Here is a 25,398-nt window from a genome sequence, read left to right as displayed (position 1 = left end):
GAGGTAGTATATGACGGACAAGTCGATTAAAGAGTTAGCCCTCAAATTGGGTCGCCCAGTTGAGAAGCTCCTGGAACAGGTTCGTGAGGCAGGTTTACCACAGAGCAAATCTGACGAAATTATTACCGCCGAACAACAAGATCACCTGATGAGCCATGTGAAAAAATCACAAGGTTCGGATGGTCATGCAGGACAAATCACGTTGAAACGTAAAACGACCAGTACGGCTAAAGTAGCCAGTACTTCGGGTAAGGCAAAAACCATTAATGTAGAAGTTCGCAAGAAACATACATTTACTAAGCCTGATCCAGAACAGATCAAAGCAGAAGCATTGGCAAAAGCCAAGGCTGAACAACAGGCCAAAGCTGCGCCTGAGCAGAATACAGCGCAAACCGTTTCTTCTGCTGAAGCTCCAAAAACTGGCGTCAATAACGCGAGTAAAGCTTTAGAAGCCATGCGTGCTGCTGCAAAGCAAACCAGCGACAAGCAAGAAGTTTCTAAAGCGGCTGTAGTTGTAAAACGCAAATCTACAAACAAACCAATTGTGAAGCAGGTTGTTAAACCGACTGAAACTGCTGAACAGAAAAAAGCACGTGAAGCGCAAGCAGCACAACTCAAAGCTGTTGAAGAAGCTGCACGTCGTAAGGCTGCTGAAGAAGCGCAACAACGTACGCTTGAACAAATGCGTCAAATGGCGTCTAAGTACACAGCGGAAGATACAACAGCAACGATTCGTGTTGTTGATGATTCTCCTCTTGCTGCTGGGCTGGTTGGTCAAGCATACGAAGACTCTTTCGCAAAAGAAGACCGTGAAATTAAACGTGGTACGAACACGAATAATACTCGCTCATCTAAGAAAGGCGGTCGTCGTGGTGAAGAGCAATCTTTCCGTGATAACTCACATAAACGTGGTCTGAAAACAAGTCAATCGAACAAACATGGCTTCGAAAAACCTGTTAAGAAACAAGTTTATGACGTTGAAATCGGTGAAACGATTGTCGTTGCTGACCTAGCTGCGAAAATGGCAGTTAAAGTTCGTGAAGTCATCAAATCACTGATGAAAATGGGTGAACTGGTTACTCAGAACCAAGCGATTGACCAGGAAGTTGCTGCGCTGATCGTTGAAGAAATGGGCCATCATCCGGTACTGGTTTCTGAAACTGCAGCAGAAGATACGCTGATGGAACAAGCTGAAGAGGCGCGTGGTGTGCAATCTACACGTGCACCTGTTGTTACCATCATGGGTCACGTTGACCATGGTAAAACATCGCTGCTTGACCGTATTCGTCGTGCCAAAGTGGCTGCGGGTGAAGCGGGTGGTATCACACAGCATATCGGTGCTTACCACGTAACAACTGATAAAGGCATCATCACTTTCTTGGATACTCCGGGACACGCAGCATTTACAGCAATGCGTTCACGTGGTGCGAAAGCGACAGATATCGTGGTGTTAGTTGTGGCGGCAGATGATGGTGTAATGCCACAAACTGCTGAAGCAATTGACCATGCGCGTGCTGCGGGTACGCCAATCATCGTTGCGATCAACAAAATGGATAAAGAATCTGCTGATCCAGATCGCGTATTGAATGAATTGACGACCAAAGAAATCGTGCCTGAACAGTGGGGCGGTGACGTTCCTGTAGCTATGGTTTCTGCGCACACAGGTGCCGGTATCGACGAGCTTCTTGATCTGATTTTAATTCAGGCTGAACTTCTAGAGCTTAAAGCTTCTGAAGAAGGTGCTGCACAAGGTGTAGTTATTGAAGCACGTGTTGATAACTCTCGTGGTGCAGTAACGTCGATCCTTGTACAAAACGGTACCTTGAAAGTAGGTGATCTTGTTCTTGCAGGTTCATCATACGGCCGCGTTCGTGCCATGACAGATGAAAACGGTAAACGTATTCAATCTGCAGGTCCTTCGATTCCAGTGGAAATCTTGGGTCTTCCAGAAGCGCCAATGGCAGGTGACGAAGTTCTTGTGGTAAATGACGAGAAGAAAGCACGTGAAGTTGCTGATGCGCGTATGGATCGTGAACGTCAAAAACGTCTTGAGCGTCAATCTGCAATGCGTCTTGAGAACATCATGGCATCAATGGGCAAGAAAGATGTGCCGATTGTGAATGTGGTTCTGAAAACTGATGTACGTGGTACATTGGAAGCATTACACGTTGCGCTTGCTGACCTGGCAACCGACGAAGTTAAAGTACGTATTATTGGTTCAGGTGTCGGTGCAATCACCGAGTCTGACGTAACACTTGCTGAATCTTCTGAAGCTGTACTTCTAGGCTTTAACGTCCGTGCCGACAACACTGCGCGTCAAAAAGCAGATGCTGACAGTATCGATATCCGTTACTACTCAGTAATCTACCAGTTGATCGACGATGTGAAAGCAGCCATGAGCGGTAAGCTTGCACCTGAACACCGTGAAACAATTCTTGGTGTTGCGCAAGTACGTGAAGTATTCCACTCTAGTAAATTTGGTGCAGCTGCGGGCTGTATGGTACTTGAGGGTACATTACACCGTAACAAACCGATTCGCGTATTACGTGATGACGTGGTTGTGTTCCAGGGTGAACTTGAATCTCTACGTCGCTATAAAGAAGTGGTTGAAGAAGTTCGTGCCGGTATGGAATGTGGTCTTGCAGTGAAAGGCTATAAAGACATCAAACCTCTCGACAAGATCGAAGTGTATGATGTTCAACTGATTAAACGGAGTCTTTAATGGCGGGTAGTCAGCGTCTTAAGCGTATGGCTGATACAGTTCAGAGAGAACTCTCTGAACTGATTCGTCAGGAGCTTAAAGATCCACGTTTGGGTGGTCTAGTGACCATCTCGGCGGTGAAAGTCAGCCCTGATTTAGGCTATGCTGAAGTTTATGTGACTGTAATGGGTCGTGAACTGGGTGATGAGCAAAGTGAAGCGGCAAATAAAGAAACGCTGGATGTGTTAAACAAAGCGTCTGGTTTCTTGCGCCACGAACTAAGCCGTCGGATCAAGACACGTATTACGCCACGTCTGCGTTTCCATTACGACAAAACCAATGCATATGGTAACTATATGTTTGGTCTGATTGCTGAAGCTGTGAAGGATTTACCTCCAGCTGAAGACAAGAAAGATGAAGAATAAACACTGATCAAGTGTAATAAAAAAGCCACCTTCGGGTGGCTTTTTTATTGGGCATGAGGAATAAAGAAAAAGGAGTTTCGCTTATTTATACCCTCTTTTTATTTTTTCCCAGAAGGAAAATAGAGGGAAATGAAAGCGCTTACTATTTTAAATCATCATCGCAGTTTTTCTTTTCAAAAAAAGCACGACGACGGGTTTTCTGCCAGGGTAGGGGACGTTCCAGTGCTTCCGGTACTTCACCACTCATTGAGCGCAAACGTAAGTGCAGTGCTGCCTGAGCCATCAGATTGGCCGAAACTGGTGCTGTAATAAAGGCAAACAGGGTAATCAGCACTTCAGCAAAACCAAAACGACCAAAGCTTGCAGAATAGATCATCGCAGCAATCAGGAAGCTACCGAGGCCCAAGGTACTGGACTTGGTCGGTGCATGCAGGCGCATAAACAGGTCAGGTAATCGAACCATACCAACCCCGCCGACCAGCATAAAGAATGAACCGATCAGCAGGAAAATCGAGATCAGAATTTCTAGGTATAATTGCATCTGAGAACTCCTAATCGATCACATGACCAGTGGTAAAGTAACGTGCCAGCGCAGCCGTAGAGACGAAACCTAACATTGCCACGAGTAAGGCACCTTCAAACATAAAGGTACTGGCCCAGTAAATACCGAGGATGACGACCAGACAGGTAGCATTCAGGAACAGGGTATCCAGAGCCAATAGTCGGTCCACAATAGAGGGTCCTATGACCAGACGTGCCAGACACAGGAACATGGAAATGGTCACGGCACCCAGACAAATCAGTAAGGCATAAGGCAAAATCGTCATGCATTTTCTCCAGTCTGAGCGCTAAAAATCTCAATCAGTGGACGTTCATAGCGCTGTTTGATAACTTCAATCTCAGCAGCTTCATCGTCGGTACTTAAGGCATGCACCAGAATGTCGCCACGATCCTGATCAATTCCGGCAGATACCGTACCTGGCGTTGTGGTAATGATCATTGCCAGTAAGGCATTTACTTCTTCATGTTCAGTATCCAAAGGAACACGGAACCATTTGGGATGTAAATTCTTGGTTGGCCCTAAGACCAGAATAGCGACTTTAATATTGGCAACAATAACGTCCCAGATCACCACAAAGAACAGACGAATGGCGGGTAGCCAGTGAATATTCGGTGTGTAGTCAATAAACCGGAATACCATTCGTGGGATTAGTACTGCAAGGACTAAGGCGGTGACGAGTGTACCGGCATCTAGACTATGATTGAGTAAAGACCAGCTTACTCCGACAATGACGGAAACCAGTGGATGAGGGAACCAGCGGCGTAAGAACGATGCTTTCATTATGGTCCCTCCTGCGGTTTAAGCTGGTTATCGCTTGGCGCATTTTTCTGTTCAATATACTGTTCATTGATCTGACGCTGTTTGAATTCAGAAATATTTTCACCTTCTAAAGTTGCCGGTGAAATTACATATGGAATCAGATGTGCATTTGGATCTGGATTTTCCCCACCATATTTGGTTTCAGGCAAATATTCCGGATCAAATGGCTGCACGCTAATGACCTTGCCTTCGGCATCACGTTTCAATAATGCCGCTTCATAGACTGGATTATCTTTAATTTGTACCGCAGTGCGATACACATAATTATAGACAGGTGAAGCAAATACCACATAGGCTGTCAGTCCAGCGAGCAACAGGTAAATCACCTTATCATTACGCAAAGGTGCCCGGCTTGGCAGGGTTTCGTACTGGGTAAAGGCTTCAGAATGGACATTATCATCCGGTTTGCTGGCGCGCCAGAACAGGATAAAACCAACCCGGGTAAAGGCTAGAATACTCAGCAAGCTGACCAGTAGCACCGTAATGATGATGATCATCTGATAAGGCGAGCCTGTCGTAGCCTGCAAGATGAAGACCTTACCGAAGAAGCCACTAAATGGTGGCAGACCCGCCATCATCAAGGCAATGATAAAGTAGACTATCGATACCAGGGTATTCTGTTTCATCTGTGGTGCGCTTTTAAAATGATCTTTGAATTCACCACGCTGAGAGGTGATCCAGCCGCTAAGCATATAGAAAGCGGCAGCAATCACGGTACTGTGCACCATATAGTACAAACCGCCTGCCCAAGCTGCTGAATTATTCAAGGCAATCGCAATCAGAATAGTACCCACTGAAGACAGCAGCATAAAACCAATAAAGCGGCGCAAACGATCTGTGCCAATAGCTGCCACAGCACCATATAAGGAGGTGATCAGACCGATGACCATCAGACAGTTCATCAGAATCTGATGGCTGTATTCATCATCAAAGACCGTACCATTGACTCGCAGGATGGCATAAATACCCACCTTGGTCATGATGGTAAACAGGGCTGCTACCGGTGTTGTTGCCACAGCATACGTTTTCGGGAGCCAGAATCCGACAGGCAGCATGGCAGCCTTGATCCCAAACACTACAAATAACAGCAGTGCACCAGCGACTGCAATTTTATGCTGATCATTTTCCAGCGTTGGCATCAGTCGGGCAACGTCGGCCATATTCAGGCTGCCAACACTGCCGTAGATCATGCCTAAGCCAATCAGAAACAGGGCAGAAGCCAGTAGGTTAATTGTGACATAGTGAATACCCAGCTGGAAACGAGCCTTGCCTTGACCATGCAGAAGCAGGACATAAGATGCCATCAACAGGATTTCAAAGAATACAAACAGGTTGAACAAGTCACCTGTGAGGAAAGCTCCACTGAGTCCCATCAGCAGGAAATGCATCATGGCATGGAAATAACGCCCGCGCATGTCCCAGTCACGACTGGCATACCAGATAATCGGCACAGCCAGTGCATAGGTCAATACCAGCATCAAGGCAGACAGCTGATCCAGAACCAGTACAATTCCGAATGGAGCAGACCATTCACTTAGGGTATAAACACTGATTTGTCCCTGACTGGTGCTTATCAAGTAACTGATCGAAACCACCAGGCCCAGCAGCGTTGAGACATGGCTGATGCCACGACGCCAAGGTTGACGCCAGTCTGTCGCCAGTGAACCTGCACCAGGATTGCCTAATAACAGCAGAATGAATGCAGTGAATGCTGGCAGGAGAATACTGAAAATAGGTGTATGTTGGACCCAGAAATTATAAAGATCAGTCATTAAGGCTCATCCTCACGTGGGTCATGGTTTGGTATTTCTTCTTTGGAATCAACGTGGTCTGTCCCTGATTCATAACGGCTGCGAAGTGCCAGCTGAACAATGAATGCCGTGGTGGCAAATCCGATTACAATAGCAGTCAGTACCAATGCCTGTGGCAGTGGGTCCGTAGTTTTGGTGGTTTCTGTAAGGACTGCAGGTGCATTGAGCTGAATACGTCCCATGGCAAACAGAAACAGGTTGACGGCATAACCGATCATTGCCAGACCCAATACTACAGGGAAGGTACGGGCACGCAGGATCAGGTAGATCCCGGTTGCTGTCAGGAGTCCAATTGCAGAGACCAATAAAAATTCTAGACTGATCATTGCATTATCCTCTTGGTACCGGGCCAGTCATAGACGAGTGACGTGAATCCCCAAGCACAGAAATCATTAACATGGTCGCGCCGACCACGGTGACATAAACCCCGACGTCGAACAGCGCTGCAGAAGCCAGATGCATATCGCCCAGTATTGGTGGATGGACATAAATATGTGCACTGGTCAGGAATGGACGTGACCAGAACCAGGCGGCAACACCAGTTAGGCCAGCAAACATCAAACCGCTACCAATCCAGATTTCATAGAGACGACCAGATTTAGCACCAAGCATTTTTTCTGCATGATCCTGACCGATGGCAATGTACTGAATAATCAAGGCTAAAGAAGTCACCAGACCTGCGATAAAACCACCGCCAGGCTGGTTATGGCCGCGCATGAAAATATACAGGCTCACCACCAGTGCAACTGGCAAAATCCAGGAAGCAGTAATTCGCAGCATCAGCGGGGAGGGGTTAAAACGATAAGTCAAACCCTGAGTAATGGTAGTACCATGGGCACGCATACCATCCATCAGGCTCAATACGCCAATCGCCGCAATACCGAGTACGGTGATTTCACCGAAGGTATCGAAACCACGGAAATCCACTAGAATCACGTTCACCACATTGGTGCCGCCGCCGAGCGGAATTGACTGCTGGGCAAAGAACCAGGAAATTGAATTATGATCTCGGGTCATGACGAGCCAGGCTACCCAGGCAATACTCAGACCACCCGTAATTGCAATAATGGCATCGCGCCAGCGTCGGGTCGGGCTGGATTCATAAGGGGTAAGCTGTGGTAATAGAGACAGGCTCATCAGCAGCAATACTGTGGTAACTACATCGACGGTAATCTGGGTCAGGGCCAAATCTGGTGCCGAGAAACCGATAAAGATCATGGTCACGACCAGACCGACTGCACCGCTGATCAGTACGGCTTTAATCCGCTCATGATGGAACCACAGCATCATCCAGCAGGCTGAGAATAACAGCAGCCATAAGATAATCGCTAAAGCCGGTGCATGGGTCAGCTCACGTGCGCCAGTACCAATCTGATGAGTCAGCAAAGGTACAGCAACCAGACCGATGGTAAAGATCACAATCCACAGCAGATAGCTTTGCAGTTTGCCATTTTCAGTGGCACGGCGAAAACGACGTGAATTTAGCAATAATGATTTTAAGAATAGGTCAAATAAAATCCGGCCCTGAAATTTGCCCAAGCTCGGATCAAGATCAATTTCACGAATCAAGCCGCCTTTGGCCAGCGAGAAATAGAACAGGATTCCGCCAATCAGGGCGATCACACTCATTAAGAGTGGTGCATTAAAACCATGCCAGATAGCAAGGTGGGTGCCTTCAAACGCCAGGTTTTGTGTGGCAGCCCGGACAGTGCTATTAACAATTTTCTCAACCAGTAAGGCAGGCAAAATACCGACCAGAATACATAAGGTTGCCAGTAAAGTTGCTGGCGCACGCATGCCAAATGCGGGTTCATGTGCATTTTTATTCGGTACATGGCGTCCAATTGGACCATCGAAGAATACGCCGTGAACCAGACGAATCGAATAGGCTACCGCGAAAATACCGGCTAAAGTCGCGACAATGGCAGAGCCAATCATTACTGGACCACTTAGGTTGGCCAGCAGTTCAGTAAAGAACATTTCCTTGGACAGGAAACCATTGGTCAATGGGACACCTGCCATTGAGGCAGCAGTGATCATGGTGAGGGTTGCAGTAAAAGGCAGTAATTGCCATAAGCCGGACAACTTGCGTAAGTCGCGTGTACCCGATTCATGGTCAATAATGCCGGCTATCATAAACAGTGCAGCTTTAAAGGTTGCATGGTTAATGATATGGAAAATTGCAGCAGCCACCGCGAGTGGTGAACCAATCCCCAGCAGACACATGATCAGGCCAAGATGACTGATGGTTGAATAGGCCAGCAAGCCTTTCAGGTCTTCCTTAAAGATGGCAAAAAAGGCTGCCATGCACAGGGTAAATAGACCGATAAAGGTAACAATATTATGAAAAAGTGCCGCGCCAGCAAAAATTGGCAGCAAGCGTGCGACTAGAAATAAGCCCGCTTTTACCATCGTGGCAGAATGCAGATAAGCAGATACCGGTGTCGGTGCTGCCATGGCATTTGGCAGCCAGAAATGGAAAGGAAACTGCGCACTTTTGGTAAAGGCACCAAGCAAAATCAGCAGCAGGGTAGGTACAAACAGGCTATGCGATTGGATCAGCTCGGTCATCCCAAGGATCTGATCAATCTGATAAGTTCCTGTGATCTCACCCAGTAAAACGAAACCACCGAGCATTGCCAGACCACCCATGCCGGTAATGGTCAACGCCATGCGTGAGCCACGTTGGGCCACTTCATAATTGCTCCAGTAACCAACCAGCAAGAACGAGGAGATACTGGTCAGTTCCCAGAAAATTAATAAAATAATCAGGTTATTCGACAAGGAAATGCCGAGCATCGCTGCCATGAACAGCATCAGCAGGATATAAAGTTTGCTGAGCGAGTTCTTCGGACTTAAATAATAGTAGGCATAAATAAAAATCAGGGTGCCGATGCCACTGATCAGCAGAGCAAATAATAGCCCCAGAGAATCCAGGCGGAAACTGAAATCAATACCAAGTTGAGGCAGCCATGACCAGCTTTCGCTAATGACTGCGCCATCTAGCACCGCAGGCGCTTGGCTGAGTAATAATGCAAAACTGCTGAGGCTGACACCAATGGCCCCTAAGGCCGTTACCCCGCGCGAAAATCTTTTCAGCCACGAGACAAGGGTTGTGCCTAATACTAACGGTAACAATATAATAATCGGCAGCACACTCGTATCCATTGTCGTGAGTTAGGTCGTCATGAACCTAGGGTGAATCTTTATCTTTCAAGGATTACAGGAATGCAAGGAGCAGCCCAAATTTCTCAATCTTGAAAGCCAAATCGTATTCAAAGAATAAAAACAGTTGTATTGCGCAACTTATAAACCATAGCAAATTCCGATTTTACAATGAAAAATGCAAGTAATTCCGATCATATTACAGGATAACAACAACATCAATCTTTTTGTGTACGACTTAACAATTATACGATGACCCCATAAAAACATGGGGTGCATGCTTGAGCACATCGACTAGATTGAACTGAAAATAAAGATCAAATTTGAAGATTCTATTGAAAAAAATGGACAGCCTTGAAGGTCTGCTTCGATAAGGAGCCATTCAGAAAAATTAAATCAGGTTAATTCAAGAGCCAGCTTATTCGCTTAAAACGGAATTTGGGGAATTTTCCGGTCATTCTGATTCAGTAAACGTAGCAACTCCTGTTGCTGCTCTTCATTCAATGTTTGCTGAATCAGTTGCAAGATTGAAAGTGGTGTTACTTGTTCAAGCTCGGGCTCGAGCAGCACGATTTCCTCAGTATTCAGTGTTTCTTGACCCAAGCCTAAATTGGCATAGAGTTGATCAAATTGCGCTGGGATTGTATCAACTTGAATTGGGGAGAGTTGTTTATTTTCAAGACACAGACATTGAAAATCCGCTGCCTGTTCCAGTAACTCAGGACGGTTAGCTGTCACAATGATTTGCAGTTCAGGAAAGGCTTGATGCAGACGAGACAGAATGACTGCTGCCATGTCCTGATCCAGCTGATGATCAATCGCATCAATCAGTAGAATGCCACTGCCTTCCTTGCATGGAAACAGGCTTTTCGGATTGAGCAGACATAGGCGACGCACAATATCTCCGACTAAGGCAATCCAGTTGCGGATGCTATTCGGTAATTGCTGTAAAGTCTGGGTTTGTCCTTGGTAGCTCACCATCAGCTGCATTTTAGGTTGGTACTGCAAATAGAGATTGCTGACTTCAGGCAGAACGATCGACAAAGCTTCACGCAGGCTATTTAAACTTGGAGTATTCACCTGGATCTGGGCATGTTCAATATGTTTGACCAGTTCATCCATATTGTGTTTTTTATCCTGCTGCGAAGCGCGGCTCAGGATCTGCTCTAGAATCTGCGCACTTTGCGCATTTTCAATGTCGCTGATTTCCCGAAACCATTCAAAAAAACGGGTAAAAGTCGTGAAGGGAATAGCTGCAATTTCATAGGCATACACCGTCTGTAAAATCGCCGGATTGTTTTTACTGAGTAGATTGATTTCATTTACAAAACGCTCAGACGGATAATAGGCAATCAGCGGTAAGCCCAGCATTGGATCTTTGGCGAGGGCTTTCTGATACAACGTGACCATCGCTTCGAGTTGCGATGTATCTACCTTACTCAGTCCCACACCCTGACTATTTAAAGTTTTATAAAGCTGCCAGCTGCACTGCTGGGTAGCAGATTGCTGTTGATCGCTACTTTCTGCAAAAGAGCCAATTTCTTCAGGAAAACGGACCTGAATATTGATCTTGGATTGCAGACGATGTTGCATGATGTCCTGATCCAGCATCACCATACCGGCAGTACGCAGGTCACGATAGCGCGCAGCGAACCAGGTCAGTGCCTGATAGGTGCTACGCAGCAGCGCCGTTTTACCCGAACCCTGATCACCGAGAATTAAGGTAACAGGCAATTTATGATATTTAAATTCAAGCTGGATATCAGAAAAATGCAGGGTATGTTTGAGTTGTATGGATTCGACTTGCATAGACCACCTGTATCGTGATGCCTACATCCATGCCGTACTAGCCTGTTGCCTGCCGTAATGATAGAGGCATTTTAATTTTTAGCTGCTGAATCAGGTCATAAATGTGGTGAATATTTAAGCTTACTTTAGCACGTGTACAAGCCACGTAAAGCAGTCTTAACTCTTCATCACTAATCTTGTGATCTTTTTCATTTAATTTAAACTGGTAGTCATCTTCAATATGGACCCGGTCCCATTCCAGTCCTTTGGCTTTGTGGGCGGTGGAGATGATGTAGTCGGCCTGTCCGATTGGCGTGATCTTGGCCAGCGCAGTTTTCAGCGGATCAGTACCATGCTCATCAACCAGTTTCACCAAAGGTTTAATGTCACTGCCTTCATTGGTCTCGCAATATTCATGTACATCATGCCAGGAGTTAAACCAAGCCAGTTCAGGTACATCCACCACGCGTTTGCCCTGTTTCAGCATGGCAGCCGCTTCGACAAAACGGTTCAGCTTGACATGATCGGCCTGCAAACTGACCTTTTCACCACGCACAAGTCCAGCAAGCAGCAGTTCCATGGCTCGGGCATTGGTACGGCATAAAATCGCATCACGCATTTTGGTATGTGGTTTATTCACTACTTTAGAGTTCAGATGCGGATTACCGAGTAAGGGCACGGTTTCATTCAAGGCTCCCAAAATTGCATTGGCATTCAGGGCAATTTCAGGACCAAAACGGAATGAGGTAGTTAGGCGGGATTCTGGTAATGGCAGTTGCTGCATGGCATTGACTGCACCACGCCAGGCATAAATCTGCTGATGCGCATCCCCGACATAGATCACCTGGGTGCTGCGCTGTTTTAGCAAAATACCCAACATCAGGGGGTCAGCATCCTGAGCTTCATCAAAAAGTACATAATCCGCTGGAATATTCGGTTCTGATAATGCCCAGAGTTTCAGATAAATATCATGTCCGATTCCGGCCTGATGATTCGGATCAATCGATTCCAGCCAGCGACGCTCAACCGCAGGATAGAGTTTCTTTTGCAGGGCTTCGACATCGTCCGGATGTAACCAGCTTGGTGCCTGAATATGCCGTGGAGCAGGGTATTGTGAACTGGTTGAACAGAAATAACCGACCGCATTCGCGACCAGACTGGCCAGACGCGAAGGCATCATGACATATTTTTCATAACGGCCACCCATCATGCGGCGCAGGGTCATCGGCTCAAGGCGATATTCCTTGGCAATGAAGCTTGGACTGAGACGGGGCAGGCGCAGTTTATCCGTGACTCCACGTGGAACACTGCGATAGGCCAGTGAGTGGAAAGTCCGGCAGTCCACACCACGATGGAACTTATTTTGTGCTTCCGCAGCAATGGATTTGTTAAATGCCAGATACATGCCACGCCGCTGCGGCATGGCATCGCTGATCATTTGTAAAGTTGTGGTTTTACCTGTGCCGGCATAGGCAATCACTTTAAAAGATTTGCCCAGACGTGCGTTATCAATGGCAGTGGCCTGCTCATAGGTTGCGGTCGGTTTAATTGGCTCAGACACAGTTAAATTGAAAACTTAGTGTGAACGGTTGGCTTTTTCAACCAGACCAGATAAGCCCTGACGACGTGCCAGTTCATTTAAAACCAGTTGTGGATCAAGGTCGAAATAGCCCAGCATCACGATAGTATGGAACCACAGATCTGCCACCTCATAGATCAGGTCATTTTTATTGTCTTCGGTTGCTTCAGCTTTAAAGTCTTTGGCAGCAATCACAGTTTCAAAGCTTTCTTCACCGACTTTTTCCAGAATTTTGTTTAAGCCTTTGTGATAGAGCTTGGCAACATAAGATGAATCGGGATCAGCCTGCTTACGTTCAGCCATCATCTGACCCAGATAAGACAAGACCTCAACCTGTTCTGATTGGGCATTAGATGCATTCATCGCCATGGTATGCGGGTTTGCAGATTTTTCACCATAGATCGCTGCAGGATCTTTAATTTGTACATCGACAATTTCCCAGCCATTCGGCGTCAGTTTGCGATAGAAACAAGATTCACGACCAGTATGACAGGCAATCCCACCATGCTGTTCGATTTGCAGCACAATCACGTCAGCATCACAGTCCAGACGGATTTCATGCACCGTCTGAAAATGACCTGATTCTTCACCCTTATGCCATAACTTATTGCGGGAACGAGAGAAATACACGGCCTGATTCTTTTCTGCAGTCAGCGCCAGTGCTTCACGATTCATCCACGCCACCATCAATACACGACCGGTTTGATGATGCTGGGCAATGGCAGGTACAAGTCCTTGTTCGTTAAATTTTACTTCATCGAGCCATTGCAGGTTATTCATAAGGGTGTCCATCTGTTGAATCAATATCTAAATGTTTAATACATGCGGATCAAATATCCGTCCGATAGTGTACGTGATCTGAGATCATTTGCGGCAAAAATCTGCATCTGAAATGACAGGATCTGTCGTGATAATTCAGGGTATCTTGATTGTTAGCCGATCAAAATAATAAAGCCGCCAGCAGGCGGCTTTGTTCAAAGTGCATTTTCGCCTGAACTTACCAGTGCTCACCCGGGAAGATACGTGCATATGCTTTCTGTACCCAGTTCAGCTTCTGTGGCTGACCTACAGAGGCAGATGAACTTGGGAACAGGTTGTAGCCGATTGACATCAGTTTATTGTTAATGTCTGGTGCAATTGCATAAGTAATTGAAGCTAGACGGCCCAAACCGGTAGCAACTTTTTTCGGTCGTTTCACAATTGCATGTGCAATCAGATCAGATGCTTCTTCAGGAGAAAGCGTCGGAACATATTTATAGATCTTAGTTGGTGCAATCATTGGCGTACGTACCAATGGCATATAGATAGAAGTAATTGCGATCTTATGTGAATTGACTTCTGCAGACAGACAGCGACTAAATGCATCCAAGGCTGCTTTCGATGCCACATAAGCAGAGAAGCGGGTCGCATTTGCCAATACCCCAATCGAACTGATGTTGATGATGTGACCCTGACGACGAATCATCATATGTGGCAGGATGTTCATCACCAGACGCACAGCACCGAAATAGTTCAGCTGCATGGTACGTTCAAAATCGTGGAAGCGGTCTACAGATTCATGTACCGCACGACGGATCGAGCGACCGGCATTGTTAATCAGAATATCAATGTGATCAACAGAAGCCAGAATCTGTTTGGATACTTCATCAATGGCGTCCAGATTATTCAGGTCACACGGAAAAACTGTTGCCATGCCGCCTTTTGCTTCAATTTCTTCTTTTACCTGGTCCAGAGTCTCTTTGGTACGTGCTACTAGCAGGACATGTGCACCTGCATCTGCCAGACGGTGTGCTGCTGTCAGGCCAATGCCGCTGGATGCACCCGTAATGAGGATGGTTTTGCCTTGAACTCGTTTCAGTAGATGTTTCTGTAGTCTGGATTTCACGTTTGTTATTCCTGAAATATGCTGTAGGTTTACGTTTTTTCTTATTTGGTTTGTACGTAGGTATGCACGAAAGTTCGTACACAATGAAGTCTGTATATGATAACGAATTATGCAGGAAAATCCAGAGATTAAGTTATTGAAAATAAGAGAAATTTTAGAGTAATTGCTCTATTTTTAAACTACGTTTCAATTAATTTTTATTGTGATCTAACCATAAGATAAAGCTCATGAAAAGTAAAGCCAGATAAAAAAACTCCATCAGAAATGATGGAGTTTTTTGCTTTAAAAGAGGGCTTAAACGGCTGCGAGTGACTGTTCCAGATCAGCAATCAGGTCATCAATGTGTTCAATCCCGATAGAAAGACGAACCATATCTTCACTCACGCCAGCCGATTTAAGTTCTTCTGGATTAAGCTGGCGATGAGTCGTAGTGGCCGGATGGCAGGCCAGACTCTTGGCATCTCCAATATTGACCAGACGGGTGAACAGCTGCAGAGCATCAATAAAACGCGCACCGCCTTCACGACCGCCTTCTACCCCAAAGGTTAAGATTGCAGACGGTTTCCCTTTCACATATTTCTGTGCCAAAGCATGTTGAGGATGATCTTTCAGGCCAGCGTAATTGACCCATTTTACTTTCGGATGCTGCTGCAAATATTCCGCAACTTTAAGTGCATTTTCAGTATGACGTTCCATACGTAGACTTAAAGTTTCCAGGCCTTGCAAAATTAAAAATACATTTTGCGGGCTGATCGCAGCACCAGTATTACGTAATGGCACGACACGGGCACGGGCAATATAGGCTGCTTCACCCAAAGCTTCAACGTAGTTTACGCCATGATAGCTTGGGTCAGGTGTATTCAGGGCAGGGAAGCGTGCTGCATGTTTACCCCATGGAAACTTGCCGCTATCGACAATAATGCCGCCAATTGAATTACCATGCCCGCCAATATATTTGGTCAGCGAGTGCACCACGATATCTGCACCGAAATCAAAAGACTTCTGCAAGACAGGAGTTGCTACAGTGTTGTCGACAATCACGGGTACGCCGTATTCATGCGCAATCTTTGAAATCGCTTCCAAGTCGATAATGTTGCCGAGTGGGTTACCAATTGATTCCACAAAAACCAGTTTGGTTTTGTCGTCAATCAGACCACGCAGTGCTTCCGGGTTTTGATAGTCAAAGAAGCGGACTTCAATGCCTTGCTTTGGCAGGGTGTGTGCAAACAGGTTATAGGTGCCACCATATAAAGTAGATACTGAAGCAATATTATCCCCAGCTTCAGCAATGGTCTGAATCGCATAGGTAATCGCAGCCATACCGGAGGCCAATGCCAGTGCGCCAATACCACCTTCTAGCGCAGCAATACGCTGTTCCAGTACCGCTGTGGTCGGATTCATGATACGGGTATAAATATTGCCCTGAACTTTCAGGTCAAACAGGTCTGCGCCATGCTGGGTATTGTCAAAGGCATAAGAGGTAGTCTGGTAAATTGGCACCGCAACAGCTTTGGTGGTTGGTTCCGGGCTATAACCTGCGTGAATTGCTAAAGTTTCTGCTTTATAAGTCATGATCGTTAGTCTTCTTTGTGTTTTGCTTTAATAAAGTTGCTCAAATATTAGCACTTGAAATATGAAGAAAAGTGCATATTTATTCAGATGAATATCTTAATTAACGATATAACATCAATAAAATAATGCAAGTTTAGGGACTAAAAATTTTGTTTGAAAAATAAACAGGATTAAACTTGTAACAAGGCATTAACTTCACCGGAATGGCTTATGTTTTGGAGACATTCTGCGTATAATAGCCGATTATTTTTTCGCTCATGATTGAGCAGGGGAAATTCATTTTTTCCCCATCTGGTTTTTCAATTGAGGAGTCCTACGTGGCCCAATATATTTATACGATGAACCGAGTATCCAAGATGGTTCCGCCGAAGCGCGAAATCCTCAAAGATATCTCCTTATCATTTTTCCCAGGCGCAAAAATTGGTGTGCTTGGTCTGAACGGTGCGGGTAAATCTACTTTGCTTCGTATTATGGCGGGCGTAGATAAAGATTTCTCTGGTGAAGCTCGTGCGCAACCGGGTATCAAAATCGGTTATCTGGAGCAAGAACCACCTTTGGATGAAACCAAAGACGTTCGTGGTAATGTTGAAGATGGCGTACGTGAAGCACTTGATGCTTTGGCACGTTTGGATGAAGTTTTCGCTGAATATGCAGCAGAAGATGCAGATTTCGATGCACTTGCAAAAGAGCAAGAAAAGCTAGAAGCGATTATTCAGACTTGGGATGCGCATAACCTGAACAACCAGCTTGAACAGGCTGCAGCTGCATTAAACCTGCCAGCTTGGGATGCTGATGTAACTAAATTGTCTGGTGGTGAGCGCCGTCGTGTTGCACTTTGCCGTCTGCTTCTGTCTAAGCCAGACATGTTACTTCTAGACGAACCGACGAACCACTTGGATGCATCATCTGTATCCTGGTTAGAGCGTTTCTTGAAAGACTTCCCGGGTACCATCGTTGCGATCACGCATGACCGTTACTTCCTGGATAACGTAGCAGAGTGGATTCTTGAACTTGACCGTGGCATGGGCATTCCATACCAAGGCAACTACTCTTCTTGGTTAGAGCAGAAAAATGCCCGTTTAGAGCAGGAACAGAAGCAAGAAGAATCTTTTGCTAAAGCACTTAAGAAAGAACTTGAATGGGTTCGTTCTAATGCCAAAGGTCAGCAAAAGAAAAACAAAGCACGTATGGAACGGTTTGAAGAGCTTAACTCGCGCGAATTCCAGCAACGTAACGAAACGTCTGAAATCTACATTCCACCTGGTCCACGTCTAGGTAACAAGGTTGTAGAAGTTGAAGGTATCAGCAAATCGTTTGGTGATCGTACGCTCTATAAAGATTTATCGTTTGTTGTACCGCCTGCTGCGATTGTGGGTATTGTCGGTGAAAACGGTGCGGGTAAAACCACACTCTTCCGTATGATGACAGGCGAATTACAACCTGATACGGGTACAGTAACTTTAGGTGATTCAGTTAAAGTTGCTTATGTAGGGCAGATTCGTGACACCTTAGATAACAACAAAACTGTTTGGGAAGAAGTTTCTGGCGGTTTAGATATCTTGCGTATTGGTGAATACGAAATTGCATCACGTGCGTACATCGGCCGTTTTAACTTTAAAGGCCAAGATCAGCAAAAACGTGTCGGTCAGTTGTCAGGTGGTGAGCGTAACCGTTTACAGCTTGCAAAAATCCTGCAAATGGGCGCTAACGTAATCTTACTCGATGAACCGTCGAACGACTTGGACATCGAAACTTTACGTGCACTCGAAGACGCGATTCTTGTCTTCCCGGGTACAGTGATGGTGATCTCGCATGACCGTTGGTTCCTTGACCGTATTGCAACGCACATCCTGTCATTCGAAGGTGAAACACCTGAATTCTTCACCGGTAACTATGCAGAATTCGAAGAATATCGTCGTAAGCGGGATGGGGATGACCTTGTTGCGAAACGTCAGAAATACCGCAAAATTGGTGCTTAATTAAAGCGCAAAAAAACCAGCCCTAGGGCTGGTTTTTTATCCTCTATTCTTAAGTTTTTCAGCTTTCTATTTCTGATAAAAGTTGTGCAGCCTTACTATGATTTTGCTGTCTGGCTTTATCTAACCATAATCTGGCCTGTTCATCATTTTGATCTAGACCTAGTTTCCCATGCAAATAATACACGCCAAGTCGATATTGTGCTTCCATATGTCCTCTTAACCCTGCACTCAGGTAGTTCCAGACAGCATTGCGTTGATAGATGTGTTTTGGGGTTAGGCGTTGGCTAATCTCTGGTACAGCCTGTAGTTGTTGCAGGGTCATGCAAAGTGACTCATATTGCAAAGCCTGCAAATAATAAGTATCTGCTTCACTTGGCTGCTCCTCAATGAATGGAATAGGTGGATCATTACAAGAAAATAGAAAATTTATAATTTTTTTAAGCATTTTTATTATTCCTTTATGTTGCATCCCTGCAATAAATTGGAATCCTTTTTTATAAGAATAAATTACACCAGTTTGTCTGATGATGTTTTTAAATTTTTAGATAATCCGATAAAACTAATCTAATGAAAGGCATAAAAAAGACTGCCGAAGCAGCCTTAAATACGAAAGAGAAAAATCAGATTTCCCATTCATGATTACATTCACGGCATTTCCATTTTTTCTGGCTTTGCATGAATGCCTGCATAGAAATTTTAAAGTCAGGCAAGTCTTTATAGAACATAAAGCCTGCAATCAGACAGATCACGAATACAATCACTGTCGCAGTCTGTAGGGTAGTGCCTGCGCCGTCACCAAAAATCCACATACCAATACTGATGATCACCAGCAGAAGTAAGACAAATAGGGCAGGTACAAGAAGTACCAAGCTTTTTGGCACGACTGGACGTGCTGCTGGCTGACCTGGTTGTGCAAGCGGCATAATTTTAGGACTTTGACATTTCGGACAACGGTATTGCATTGCAACTCCAGAATTTTTCAATTTTGTCTATTTTAATCTTAATCATACAGAAAGCCAAAAGTGGCTCAAAGTTATCATAATAAATTTCAGACAATAAAAAACCCAAGTCGCAATGCTTGGGTTTTTTATTAAGATCACCATAATATATTATGGTGATCTTAAATATGGCGTCCCTACGGGGATTCGAACCCCGGTTACCGCCGTGAAAGGGCGATGTCCTAGGCCTCTAGACGATAGGGACAAATGAGGCAAATACACAAGTAAAGCAAGACTTTTGGTGGAGTCAAGGAGGATCGAACTCCTGACCTCTACAATGCCATTGTAGCGCTCTACCAACTGAGCTATGACCCCAGTCTGTGTGAGCGCTATATTATGGATATAACGTTCACACGTCAACTAAAAATTTAATTAAGCTTCATCAACTGCATCATTTTTCGGCAATTTTAAGCTTTCATTAAGTTTTTCCCAGACTTTCAGCTCTTTTTTGCTTGGACCACCGACAATTTCCAGGGCATGACGCAGACGGGCAAAGGTCAGGTCCGGTCCAATCGTCACCATGGTTTGCATCACGGGTGTAGATGCAGTTGAACCGGCAATGGCAATAAAGAAGGCTGGCATAAAGTCACGCAACTTGATGCCCATCTGATTGGCAAGATCCATCAGAGTTTGGCTGACCGTATCATTATTCCAGGTAAACAGGCTTTCCAGACGCCAAATTGCAAACTGCAAACTTTGACGTACCTGTTCTTCAGTCAGTTTTTTGCTTTCAAACTGTTCTTTAGACAGCGTAGGGAAATGGTTGAAATAATGCGCTGACCAGTTCACCGCTTCTGACAACAGGTTGATACGTGGTTGAATCGCAGCAGCAATTTCTTCTAATTTGGCACGATCAGCTTTCCAGGTCAGCAAGGTATCCAGAAGCTCAGCTGGAGAAAGTGCCTTAATCCACTGACCATTCAGCCAATTTAATTTTTCAACATCAAAGATCGGGCCGCCAAGAGAAACACGATTAATGTCAAAGTGTTCAATCATCTCAGTCAGTGTAAATTTTTCACGCTCATCTGGCATTGACCAGCCCATACGACCCAAGTAGTTCAGCAGGGCTTCTGGCAATACACCGATGTCTTTATAGTAGTTAATAGACGTCGGGTTTTTACGCTTAGACAGTTTTGATTTGTCCGGATTACGCAGTAGTGGCATGTGGCACAGCACTGGCATGTCCCAACCAAAATATTTGTATAGCAACTGATGTTTAGGCGCAGAAGGAATCCATTCTTCACCGCGAATCACATGGGTGATTTGCATCAGGTGATCATCGACCACGTTTGCCAAATGATAAGTTGGCAGACCGTCAGTTTTTAGCAGAATTTGCATGTCGACTTGCGCCCATGGAATTTCTACTTCACCACGCAACATATCATTGAAGGTACATACACCTTCAGTTGGCACTTTCATACGAATCACATGCGGTTCGCCAGCTGCCAGACGACGTGCGACTTCTTCTTTAGAGAGTTTCAAACCACGGCCATCGTAACGTGGTGATTCACCACGTGCCTGCTGTTCAGCACGCATTTCATCTAACTCTTGCGCAGTCGCAAAACAGTAGAAGGCATGACCTTTATCTACCAGCTCTTCAGCATATTTTTTATAGATGCTCATACGTTCTGACTGACGGTATGGCGCATGTGGACCGCCAACATCCGGACCTTCAGACCAGTTCAGGCCTAACCAGCGCAAAGAATCCAGAATCATTTTCTCTGATTCAGGGGTAGAGCGCAGCTGATCAGTATCTTCAATACGAAGAATAAATTCACCGCCGTGCTGCTTGGCAAAGCACAGGTTAAACAAGGCAATATAGGCAGTTCCTACATGAGGAAAACCTGTAGGAGAAGGGGCAATACGAGTACGAACAGTCATAGTCGGATGGAATCTAAATATAAATTTCTGGCTATTATAACGAAAAAGCCACATCACTTAATGCTTAATTCAACATTGAATGATATGGCTTTAGATCAGAAGCAGTTTTAAATGTTGCGAGCTGTCAGCTGATAATTAGGAATTGCTGCTAAAGAAAAAATTTTGCAGAAAACGAGTAAAACTCTGGTTTTGATCGGCAAAAAAGTTTTGTGATGGACGTACTTTAATTGCAGTCAAAACTTTCAGGTTTTCTTCAGGATGCAGAGATTTTTCAGTTTTTTGCTGCTGAATTGCCTTTTCAATAGGAGATGACTTAGTCACTGTTACTGCTGGTTTAGAGGCAGCAGCTGTTAGTGCAGCCGGATTATTAACTAGCTCAGGGTGCGCAACAACAGCGTTGCTGAATTGTGCGGTAAATAAAATGGATAGGCTCAGGATGCCGGTCTTGAACGTTGCAAATTTCATGTCCAAACTCCCTCTCTTGTTGTGGTGCTGGATTTATAGTCTTAGGTTTTTTGTTGTGTTGAATACAATTCAATCACATTTAACCTCTAAAAAGTAGAACCAAGTCACAAAATTTACAAAAAAAATAAATATGACAATGGAAAATTGAGAAAAATCAGAGATCACCTCATAACGGCGCTATTTTTAGCACAGGACTATGAAGAGACTATGAAGATTATATCCTAAAGTAATCAATTGATAGGCGATAAGTATAAAAAATGCAGAGAATTGTCATTTATAAGATATCTGAAAATAAGAAAAACTTTAAAATTATTATTATAAGCATATGATTGTTAAATATATTTCAAATTTATATAGTGTTTTTTAGATAAACAAAAGAGCTATTGTAATGAAAAAAATAATTGTATCTGCATTTTTCGCAGTGCTTTCGGGGACAAGTACACAGCTGGCAATAGCCAAAGATTTCCTGAATGTTTCCTACGATCCAACCCGTGAGTTCTATCAGGAATATAATGAAGAATTCGGCAAATTCTGGAAACAAAAAACCGGACAAACGGTTAACTTTAAGCAGTCACATGGGGGTTCAGGTAAACAGGCCCGTTCCGTAGTGGATGGTTTACAGGCAGATGTCGTAACATTGGCACTGGCCAATGACATTGAAGAAATCGTCACTGCTGGTCTGATTCATAAAGGCTGGCAAAAAGAGTTTCCGAATAACTCAGCACCTTATACTTCGACTATTGTCTTCTTGGTGCGTAAGGGTAATCCAAAACAGATTAGAGACTGGAATGACCTAACCAAGCCAGGGGTCGAAATTATTACCCCAAATCTGAAAACCGGTGGCGCACCACGCTGGATTTATCTGTCTGCCTGGGGCTATGCGCTGAAACAGCCGGGTGGTAATGATATCCAGGCCAAAGAACTGGTGAAAAAATTATATGGCAATGTCAAAGTGCTGGATTCAGGTGCGCGTGGATCTTTAACCACTTTTGCTGAGCGTGGCATCGGTGACGTGTTGTTGTCTTGGGAAAATGAAGCCTTGCTGGCGACTCAAGGTTTAGGTAAAGACAAATACGAAATTGTTTATCCGTCTATCTCGATCTTGGCTGAACCATCGGTGGCGATTGTCGACAAAAGTGTCGCGAAAAATGGTAATGCGAATCTGGCTAAAGGTTATTTGAACTACTTGTATTCACCGAAGGGACAGGAACTGGCAGCGAAATATTATTTCCGTCCGCGTGACCAAAAAGCGGCTGCAAAGTATGCAAAACAGTTTCCAAAAATTCAAACCTTTACAATTGATAAAGTGTTTGGTGGTTGGGCCAAGGCACAGAGAACTCATTTCGTAAATGGTGCAATCTACGACCAGATTTCTGCTGAAAACCGCTAATTTGCCATGGTTTTCTAAATACTTGATAAGACGGCAAAACGGATAAATTGCTTATCCGTTTTTTTCATATCTAAAGAATAAAATGCTATAAAACCTGCATAGCTCTATATTGTTAAAATTTTTATTATATAAAACATAATATTAAAACAAAAAATAACTGAATATTACCCTGTATACACTTTGTTTGCTGAATTGCGAAAAATAACTTTATTTCATATAGTTATATGAATACAAGATAATCCTCCCGTGCTCTCATGAAAACTCATTTAAAATCAATATTTAGCGCTGCCTTATTGGCAACAGGTTTGACATTTACCGCAACTGCCACGCAAGCAGCTGACCGTGATTTTTTAAACGTGTCTTATGATGCAACCCGCGAGTTCTATGACGAATTCAATAAATCTTTTGGTGCTTACTGGAAAAGCCGCACCGGTATTAATGTAAACTTTAAACAGTCGCATGGTGGTTCTGGTAAACAGGCACGTTCGGTTGTTGATGGTCTGAAAGGCGATGTTGTGACGCTGGCTTTAGCCAATGACATTGAAGAAATCGTAAAATCGGGCCAGATCAAAGCGGGTTGGCAAAAGGAATTCCCATATAACTCTGCACCGTATACCTCGACTATTGTATTTATGGTGCGTAAGGGTAACCCTAAAGGAATTAAAGACTGGAAAGATCTGACTAAACCAGGCGTGGAAATTATTACACCAAACCCGAAAACTGGTGGTCTGCCACGTTGGGTGTATTTGTCAGCTTGGGGTTATGCAGAAAAACAACCGGGTGGCAGCAAGGCGAAAGCTCAAGAGTTTGTGGGCAAGCTTTATAAAAACGTAAAAGTCATGGACTCAGCTGCACGTGCATCGATGACTACCTTTGCAGAGCGTAATATTGGTGATGTATTGTTGACCTGGGAAAATGAAGCTTTAGTGACGCAAAAAACACTGGGTAAAGACAAGTTTGATATTATCTACCCATCTCTGACGATTCTGACTGAACCTTCTGTGGCAATTGTGGATCGTACTGTCGAGAAAAATGGCAATAAATGGTTAGCAACAGGCTATATCAATTATTTATATTCTCCACTCGGTCAGGAAATGGCAGCAAAACATTATTACCGTCCACGTAATCAGGAAGTTTTAGCGAAATACTCGAAGCAGTTCCCGAAAATCAAAACTTTTACCATTGATGAAGTATTCGGTGGCTGGGCCAATGCACAGAAAACTCATTTCGTGAATGGGGCGCTCTTTGATCAGATTTATAACTCAAAACGTTAATTTGTTGATTTAAAATTTAATTTTATAAATAAAGAAGCTTCCTCCAAGGAAGCTTTTTTATCGTTTGAGTAAAAATAAAAACGGTTTTCTCTATGGAAAATAATATTTATCTACAAAAAGTCGTTTGGAGCTTTAGCTAAACAGAGTGATAATGTGCAGTTAAATTTTTCGCCCTATTGATTGAGTTTTTATGTCCCATATTTCTGTATTGCTTCACGAAACCGTTGATGCCCTGGTGGCTGATCGAAATACGGGAATTTATGTGGATGGAACCTTCGGCCGTGGTGGCCATACGCGTCTTTTATTATCTAAATTAGATGAAAATGCCCGTGTTTATGCCTTTGATAAAGACCCTCAGGCACTTGAAACAGCGGCGATCCTGGAACAGGAAGATCCCCGGTTTAAAATTATTCATGCCAGCTTTGCTGACCTTAAAGAAGCACTTGCTGAGCATGGTATAGAAAGCGTGGATGGCGTGATGGCGGATTTAGGCGTGTCATCTCCACAGCTGGATCAGGCTGAACGTGGCTTTAGCTTTATGAAAGATGGTCCGCTGGATATGCGTATGGACAATTCACAAGGCCCGACCGCAGCTGAGTGGCTGGTGAATATTGAAGAAGAAGCTTTGGCCAATATCATTTTCCAGTATGGCGAAGAGCGATATAGCCGCCGGATTGCCAAAGCGATCAAGGCTGCCGGATATATTGATACGACAGCCAAGCTGGCAGAAATTGTCAAAGTGGCACACCCGAAATGGGAAAAAAATAAACATGCGGCAACCCGAACTTTCCAGGCGATTCGTATTGCTATTAATAAAGAATTAGAAGATATTGAAGTTTTCCTGCCACAAGCCGTTGAAGTACTTAAACCTCATGGCCGTTTGGCGGTTATTAGCTTCCATTCATTGGAAGACCGTTTAATTAAACAATTTATTCAAAAAGAATCTACCTTAGAGGAAGACTCGGGCTGGGGGATGCCGCAACAACGCAAGGATACACGTCGACTGAAAAAAGTATCCCGTATCAAGGCAAGTGATGAGGAAGTGAAAGCCAATCCTCGTTCACGTAGTGCATGGCTCCGAGTTGCAGAACGTTTAGCTTAATA

At 44.5% G+C, this 25,398-nt stretch carries 21 protein-coding genes and 2 tRNA genes; 6 read left to right on the top strand and 17 right to left on the bottom strand.

The window, feature by feature from the left end; all coding sequences use genetic code 11:
• The first annotated feature begins 10 nt into the window (after nucleotides 1–10).
• The gene (gene infB, locus F955_RS14845) at nucleotides 11–2,722 is read left to right on the top strand and encodes a translation initiation factor IF-2 (protein WP_004896323.1); all 2,712 of its coding nucleotides are present in this window, start codon (nucleotides 11–13) and stop codon (nucleotides 2,720–2,722) included.
• The gene (locus F955_RS14840) at nucleotides 2,722–3,126 is read left to right on the top strand and encodes a ribosome-binding factor A (protein WP_004810065.1); all 405 of its coding nucleotides are present in this window, start codon (nucleotides 2,722–2,724) and stop codon (nucleotides 3,124–3,126) included. The genes infB and F955_RS14840 overlap by 1 nt, the downstream gene beginning before the upstream one ends.
• A gap of 142 nt (nucleotides 3,127–3,268) precedes the next feature.
• Here F955_RS14840 and F955_RS14835 read toward each other — a convergent pair whose 3' ends face one another.
• The 11 genes from F955_RS14835 to F955_RS14785 form a co-directional block, all read right to left on the bottom strand.
• Complete coding sequence (locus F955_RS14835; RefSeq protein WP_004896320.1) at nucleotides 3,269–3,667, bottom strand: Na+/H+ antiporter subunit G; 399 nt, start codon at nucleotides 3,665–3,667, stop codon at nucleotides 3,269–3,271.
• A 10-nt stretch (nucleotides 3,668–3,677) separates the two neighbouring features.
• Nucleotides 3,678–3,953 carry a monovalent cation/H+ antiporter subunit F gene (locus F955_RS14830; protein WP_004810060.1) on the bottom strand — a complete coding sequence of 92 codons (276 nt, stop codon included), beginning with the start codon at nucleotides 3,951–3,953 and terminating at the stop codon, nucleotides 3,678–3,680.
• Nucleotides 3,950–4,468: a Na+/H+ antiporter subunit E gene (locus tag F955_RS14825; RefSeq protein ID WP_004896311.1), complete on the bottom strand. Its 519-nt coding sequence runs from the start codon at nucleotides 4,466–4,468 to the stop codon at nucleotides 3,950–3,952. Before F955_RS14825 ends, F955_RS14830 begins: the two co-directional genes overlap by 4 nt.
• Nucleotides 4,468–6,279 (bottom strand): monovalent cation/H+ antiporter subunit D, encoded by a 1,812-nt coding sequence (locus F955_RS14820; RefSeq protein WP_004896309.1) that lies wholly within the window; start codon nucleotides 6,277–6,279, stop codon nucleotides 4,468–4,470. Before F955_RS14820 ends, F955_RS14825 begins: the two co-directional genes overlap by 1 nt.
• The gene (locus F955_RS14815) at nucleotides 6,279–6,644 is read right to left on the bottom strand and encodes a Na+/H+ antiporter subunit C (protein ID WP_004896306.1); all 366 of its coding nucleotides are present in this window, start codon (nucleotides 6,642–6,644) and stop codon (nucleotides 6,279–6,281) included. The genes F955_RS14820 and F955_RS14815 overlap by 1 nt, the downstream gene beginning before the upstream one ends.
• A gap of 4 nt (nucleotides 6,645–6,648) precedes the next feature.
• Nucleotides 6,649–9,486, bottom strand: a complete 2,838-nt coding sequence (locus F955_RS14810) for a monovalent cation/H+ antiporter subunit A (RefSeq protein WP_004896305.1) — start codon at nucleotides 9,484–9,486, stop codon at nucleotides 6,649–6,651.
• Between the two features lie 423 nt (nucleotides 9,487–9,909).
• Nucleotides 9,910–11,292 carry an AAA family ATPase gene (locus F955_RS14805; protein ID WP_004896302.1) on the bottom strand — a complete coding sequence of 461 codons (1,383 nt, stop codon included), beginning with the start codon at nucleotides 11,290–11,292 and terminating at the stop codon, nucleotides 9,910–9,912.
• 37 nt (nucleotides 11,293–11,329) lie between these two features.
• Entirely contained in the window at nucleotides 11,330–12,832 is a 1,503-nt protein-coding gene (locus F955_RS14800; protein WP_004896301.1) for a UvrD-helicase domain-containing protein, read from the bottom strand.
• Between the two features lie 15 nt (nucleotides 12,833–12,847).
• Complete coding sequence (gene hisIE / locus F955_RS14795; protein WP_004896299.1) at nucleotides 12,848–13,630, bottom strand: bifunctional phosphoribosyl-AMP cyclohydrolase/phosphoribosyl-ATP diphosphatase HisIE; 783 nt, start codon at nucleotides 13,628–13,630, stop codon at nucleotides 12,848–12,850.
• 217 nt (nucleotides 13,631–13,847) lie between these two features.
• Nucleotides 13,848–14,735: an SDR family NAD(P)-dependent oxidoreductase gene (locus F955_RS14790; RefSeq protein ID WP_004810045.1), complete on the bottom strand. Its 888-nt coding sequence runs from the start codon at nucleotides 14,733–14,735 to the stop codon at nucleotides 13,848–13,850.
• 294 nt (nucleotides 14,736–15,029) lie between these two features.
• On the bottom strand, nucleotides 15,030–16,307 hold the full coding sequence (locus F955_RS14785; RefSeq protein ID WP_004896295.1) for an O-acetylhomoserine aminocarboxypropyltransferase/cysteine synthase family protein: 1,278 nt from the start codon (nucleotides 16,305–16,307) through the stop codon (nucleotides 15,030–15,032).
• A gap of 317 nt (nucleotides 16,308–16,624) precedes the next feature.
• On the opposite strand from F955_RS14785, the gene ettA reads away from it, so the two are divergent.
• Nucleotides 16,625–18,286 (top strand): energy-dependent translational throttle protein EttA, encoded by a 1,662-nt coding sequence (gene ettA / locus F955_RS14780; RefSeq protein ID WP_004810042.1) that lies wholly within the window; start codon nucleotides 16,625–16,627, stop codon nucleotides 18,284–18,286.
• Nucleotides 18,287–18,344: 58 nt separating this feature from the next.
• Here the strand turns inward: ettA and F955_RS14775 are convergent, their stop codons facing one another.
• The 6 genes from F955_RS14775 to F955_RS14750 all read right to left on the bottom strand — a co-directional run bounded on the left by F955_RS14775 (nucleotide 18,345) and on the right by F955_RS14750 (nucleotide 21,630).
• Nucleotides 18,345–18,731 carry an SEL1-like repeat protein gene (locus tag F955_RS14775; protein WP_004896294.1) on the bottom strand — a complete coding sequence of 129 codons (387 nt, stop codon included), beginning with the start codon at nucleotides 18,729–18,731 and terminating at the stop codon, nucleotides 18,345–18,347.
• A gap of 175 nt (nucleotides 18,732–18,906) precedes the next feature.
• On the bottom strand, nucleotides 18,907–19,248 hold the full coding sequence (locus F955_RS14770; protein ID WP_004810038.1) for a hypothetical protein: 342 nt from the start codon (nucleotides 19,246–19,248) through the stop codon (nucleotides 18,907–18,909).
• Between the two features lie 165 nt (nucleotides 19,249–19,413).
• A tRNA-Glu gene (locus F955_RS14765) sits at nucleotides 19,414–19,489 on the bottom strand.
• A gap of 34 nt (nucleotides 19,490–19,523) precedes the next feature.
• Nucleotides 19,524–19,599: transfer RNA gene (locus F955_RS14760), tRNA-Ala, on the bottom strand.
• Between the two features lie 57 nt (nucleotides 19,600–19,656).
• Nucleotides 19,657–21,165, bottom strand: a complete 1,509-nt coding sequence (gene gltX / locus F955_RS14755; RefSeq protein ID WP_004896292.1) for a glutamate--tRNA ligase — start codon at nucleotides 21,163–21,165, stop codon at nucleotides 19,657–19,659.
• A gap of 135 nt (nucleotides 21,166–21,300) precedes the next feature.
• Nucleotides 21,301–21,630 (bottom strand): hypothetical protein, encoded by a 330-nt coding sequence (locus F955_RS14750; RefSeq protein ID WP_004896289.1) that lies wholly within the window; start codon nucleotides 21,628–21,630, stop codon nucleotides 21,301–21,303.
• A gap of 388 nt (nucleotides 21,631–22,018) precedes the next feature.
• Between F955_RS14750 and F955_RS14745 the strand changes: the two genes are divergently transcribed.
• The 3 genes from F955_RS14745 (at nucleotide 22,019) to rsmH (ending at nucleotide 25,396) form a co-directional block, all read left to right on the top strand.
• Entirely contained in the window at nucleotides 22,019–23,020 is a 1,002-nt protein-coding gene (locus F955_RS14745; RefSeq protein WP_004896287.1) for a sulfate ABC transporter substrate-binding protein, read from the top strand.
• 254 nt (nucleotides 23,021–23,274) lie between these two features.
• A complete protein-coding gene (locus F955_RS14740; RefSeq protein WP_004896285.1) occupies nucleotides 23,275–24,294 on the top strand; it encodes a sulfate ABC transporter substrate-binding protein in 1,020 nt (339 codons plus the stop codon).
• 190 nt (nucleotides 24,295–24,484) lie between these two features.
• Nucleotides 24,485–25,396 carry a 16S rRNA (cytosine(1402)-N(4))-methyltransferase RsmH gene (gene rsmH / locus F955_RS14735; protein ID WP_004896284.1) on the top strand — a complete coding sequence of 304 codons (912 nt, stop codon included), beginning with the start codon at nucleotides 24,485–24,487 and terminating at the stop codon, nucleotides 25,394–25,396.
• The last annotated feature ends 2 nt before the right edge of the window (nucleotides 25,397–25,398 follow it).

The organism is Acinetobacter schindleri CIP 107287 (genome assembly GCF_000368625.1).
In the GTDB taxonomy this organism is placed as follows: Bacteria; Pseudomonadota; Gammaproteobacteria; order Pseudomonadales; family Moraxellaceae; genus Acinetobacter; species Acinetobacter schindleri.
The sequence above is the reverse complement of the archived record's forward strand: the minus strand, read 5'-3'. Positions and strand labels throughout refer to the sequence as shown.

Coding starts and splice junctions, on each gene's coding strand:
- infB (WP_004896323.1), top strand. CDS start 11: ATGACGGACAAGTCGATTAAAGAGTTAGCCCTCAAATTGGGTCGCCCA.
- F955_RS14840 (WP_004810065.1), top strand. CDS start 2,722: ATGGCGGGTAGTCAGCGTCTTAAGCGTATGGCTGATACAGTTCAGAGA.
- F955_RS14835 (WP_004896320.1), bottom strand. CDS start 3,667: ATGCAATTATACCTAGAAATTCTGATCTCGATTTTCCTGCTGATCGGT.
- F955_RS14830 (WP_004810060.1), bottom strand. CDS start 3,953: ATGACGATTTTGCCTTATGCCTTACTGATTTGTCTGGGTGCCGTGACC.
- F955_RS14825 (WP_004896311.1), bottom strand. CDS start 4,468: ATGAAAGCATCGTTCTTACGCCGCTGGTTCCCTCATCCACTGGTTTCC.
- F955_RS14820 (WP_004896309.1), bottom strand. CDS start 6,279: ATGACTGATCTTTATAATTTCTGGGTCCAACATACACCTATTTTCAGT.
- F955_RS14815 (WP_004896306.1), bottom strand. CDS start 6,644: ATGATCAGTCTAGAATTTTTATTGGTCTCTGCAATTGGACTCCTGACA.
- F955_RS14810 (WP_004896305.1), bottom strand. CDS start 9,486: ATGGATACGAGTGTGCTGCCGATTATTATATTGTTACCGTTAGTATTA.
- F955_RS14805 (WP_004896302.1), bottom strand. CDS start 11,292: ATGCAAGTCGAATCCATACAACTCAAACATACCCTGCATTTTTCTGAT.
- hisIE (WP_004896299.1), bottom strand. CDS start 13,630: ATGAATAACCTGCAATGGCTCGATGAAGTAAAATTTAACGAACAAGGA.
- F955_RS14785 (WP_004896295.1), bottom strand. CDS start 16,307: ATGACTTATAAAGCAGAAACTTTAGCAATTCACGCAGGTTATAGCCCG.
- F955_RS14775 (WP_004896294.1), bottom strand. CDS start 18,731: ATGCTTAAAAAAATTATAAATTTTCTATTTTCTTGTAATGATCCACCT.
- F955_RS14770 (WP_004810038.1), bottom strand. CDS start 19,248: ATGCAATACCGTTGTCCGAAATGTCAAAGTCCTAAAATTATGCCGCTT.
- gltX (WP_004896292.1), bottom strand. CDS start 21,165: ATGACTGTTCGTACTCGTATTGCCCCTTCTCCTACAGGTTTTCCTCAT.
- F955_RS14750 (WP_004896289.1), bottom strand. CDS start 21,630: ATGAAATTTGCAACGTTCAAGACCGGCATCCTGAGCCTATCCATTTTA.
- F955_RS14745 (WP_004896287.1), top strand. CDS start 22,019: ATGAAAAAAATAATTGTATCTGCATTTTTCGCAGTGCTTTCGGGGACA.
- F955_RS14740 (WP_004896285.1), top strand. CDS start 23,275: ATGAAAACTCATTTAAAATCAATATTTAGCGCTGCCTTATTGGCAACA.
- rsmH (WP_004896284.1), top strand. CDS start 24,485: ATGTCCCATATTTCTGTATTGCTTCACGAAACCGTTGATGCCCTGGTG.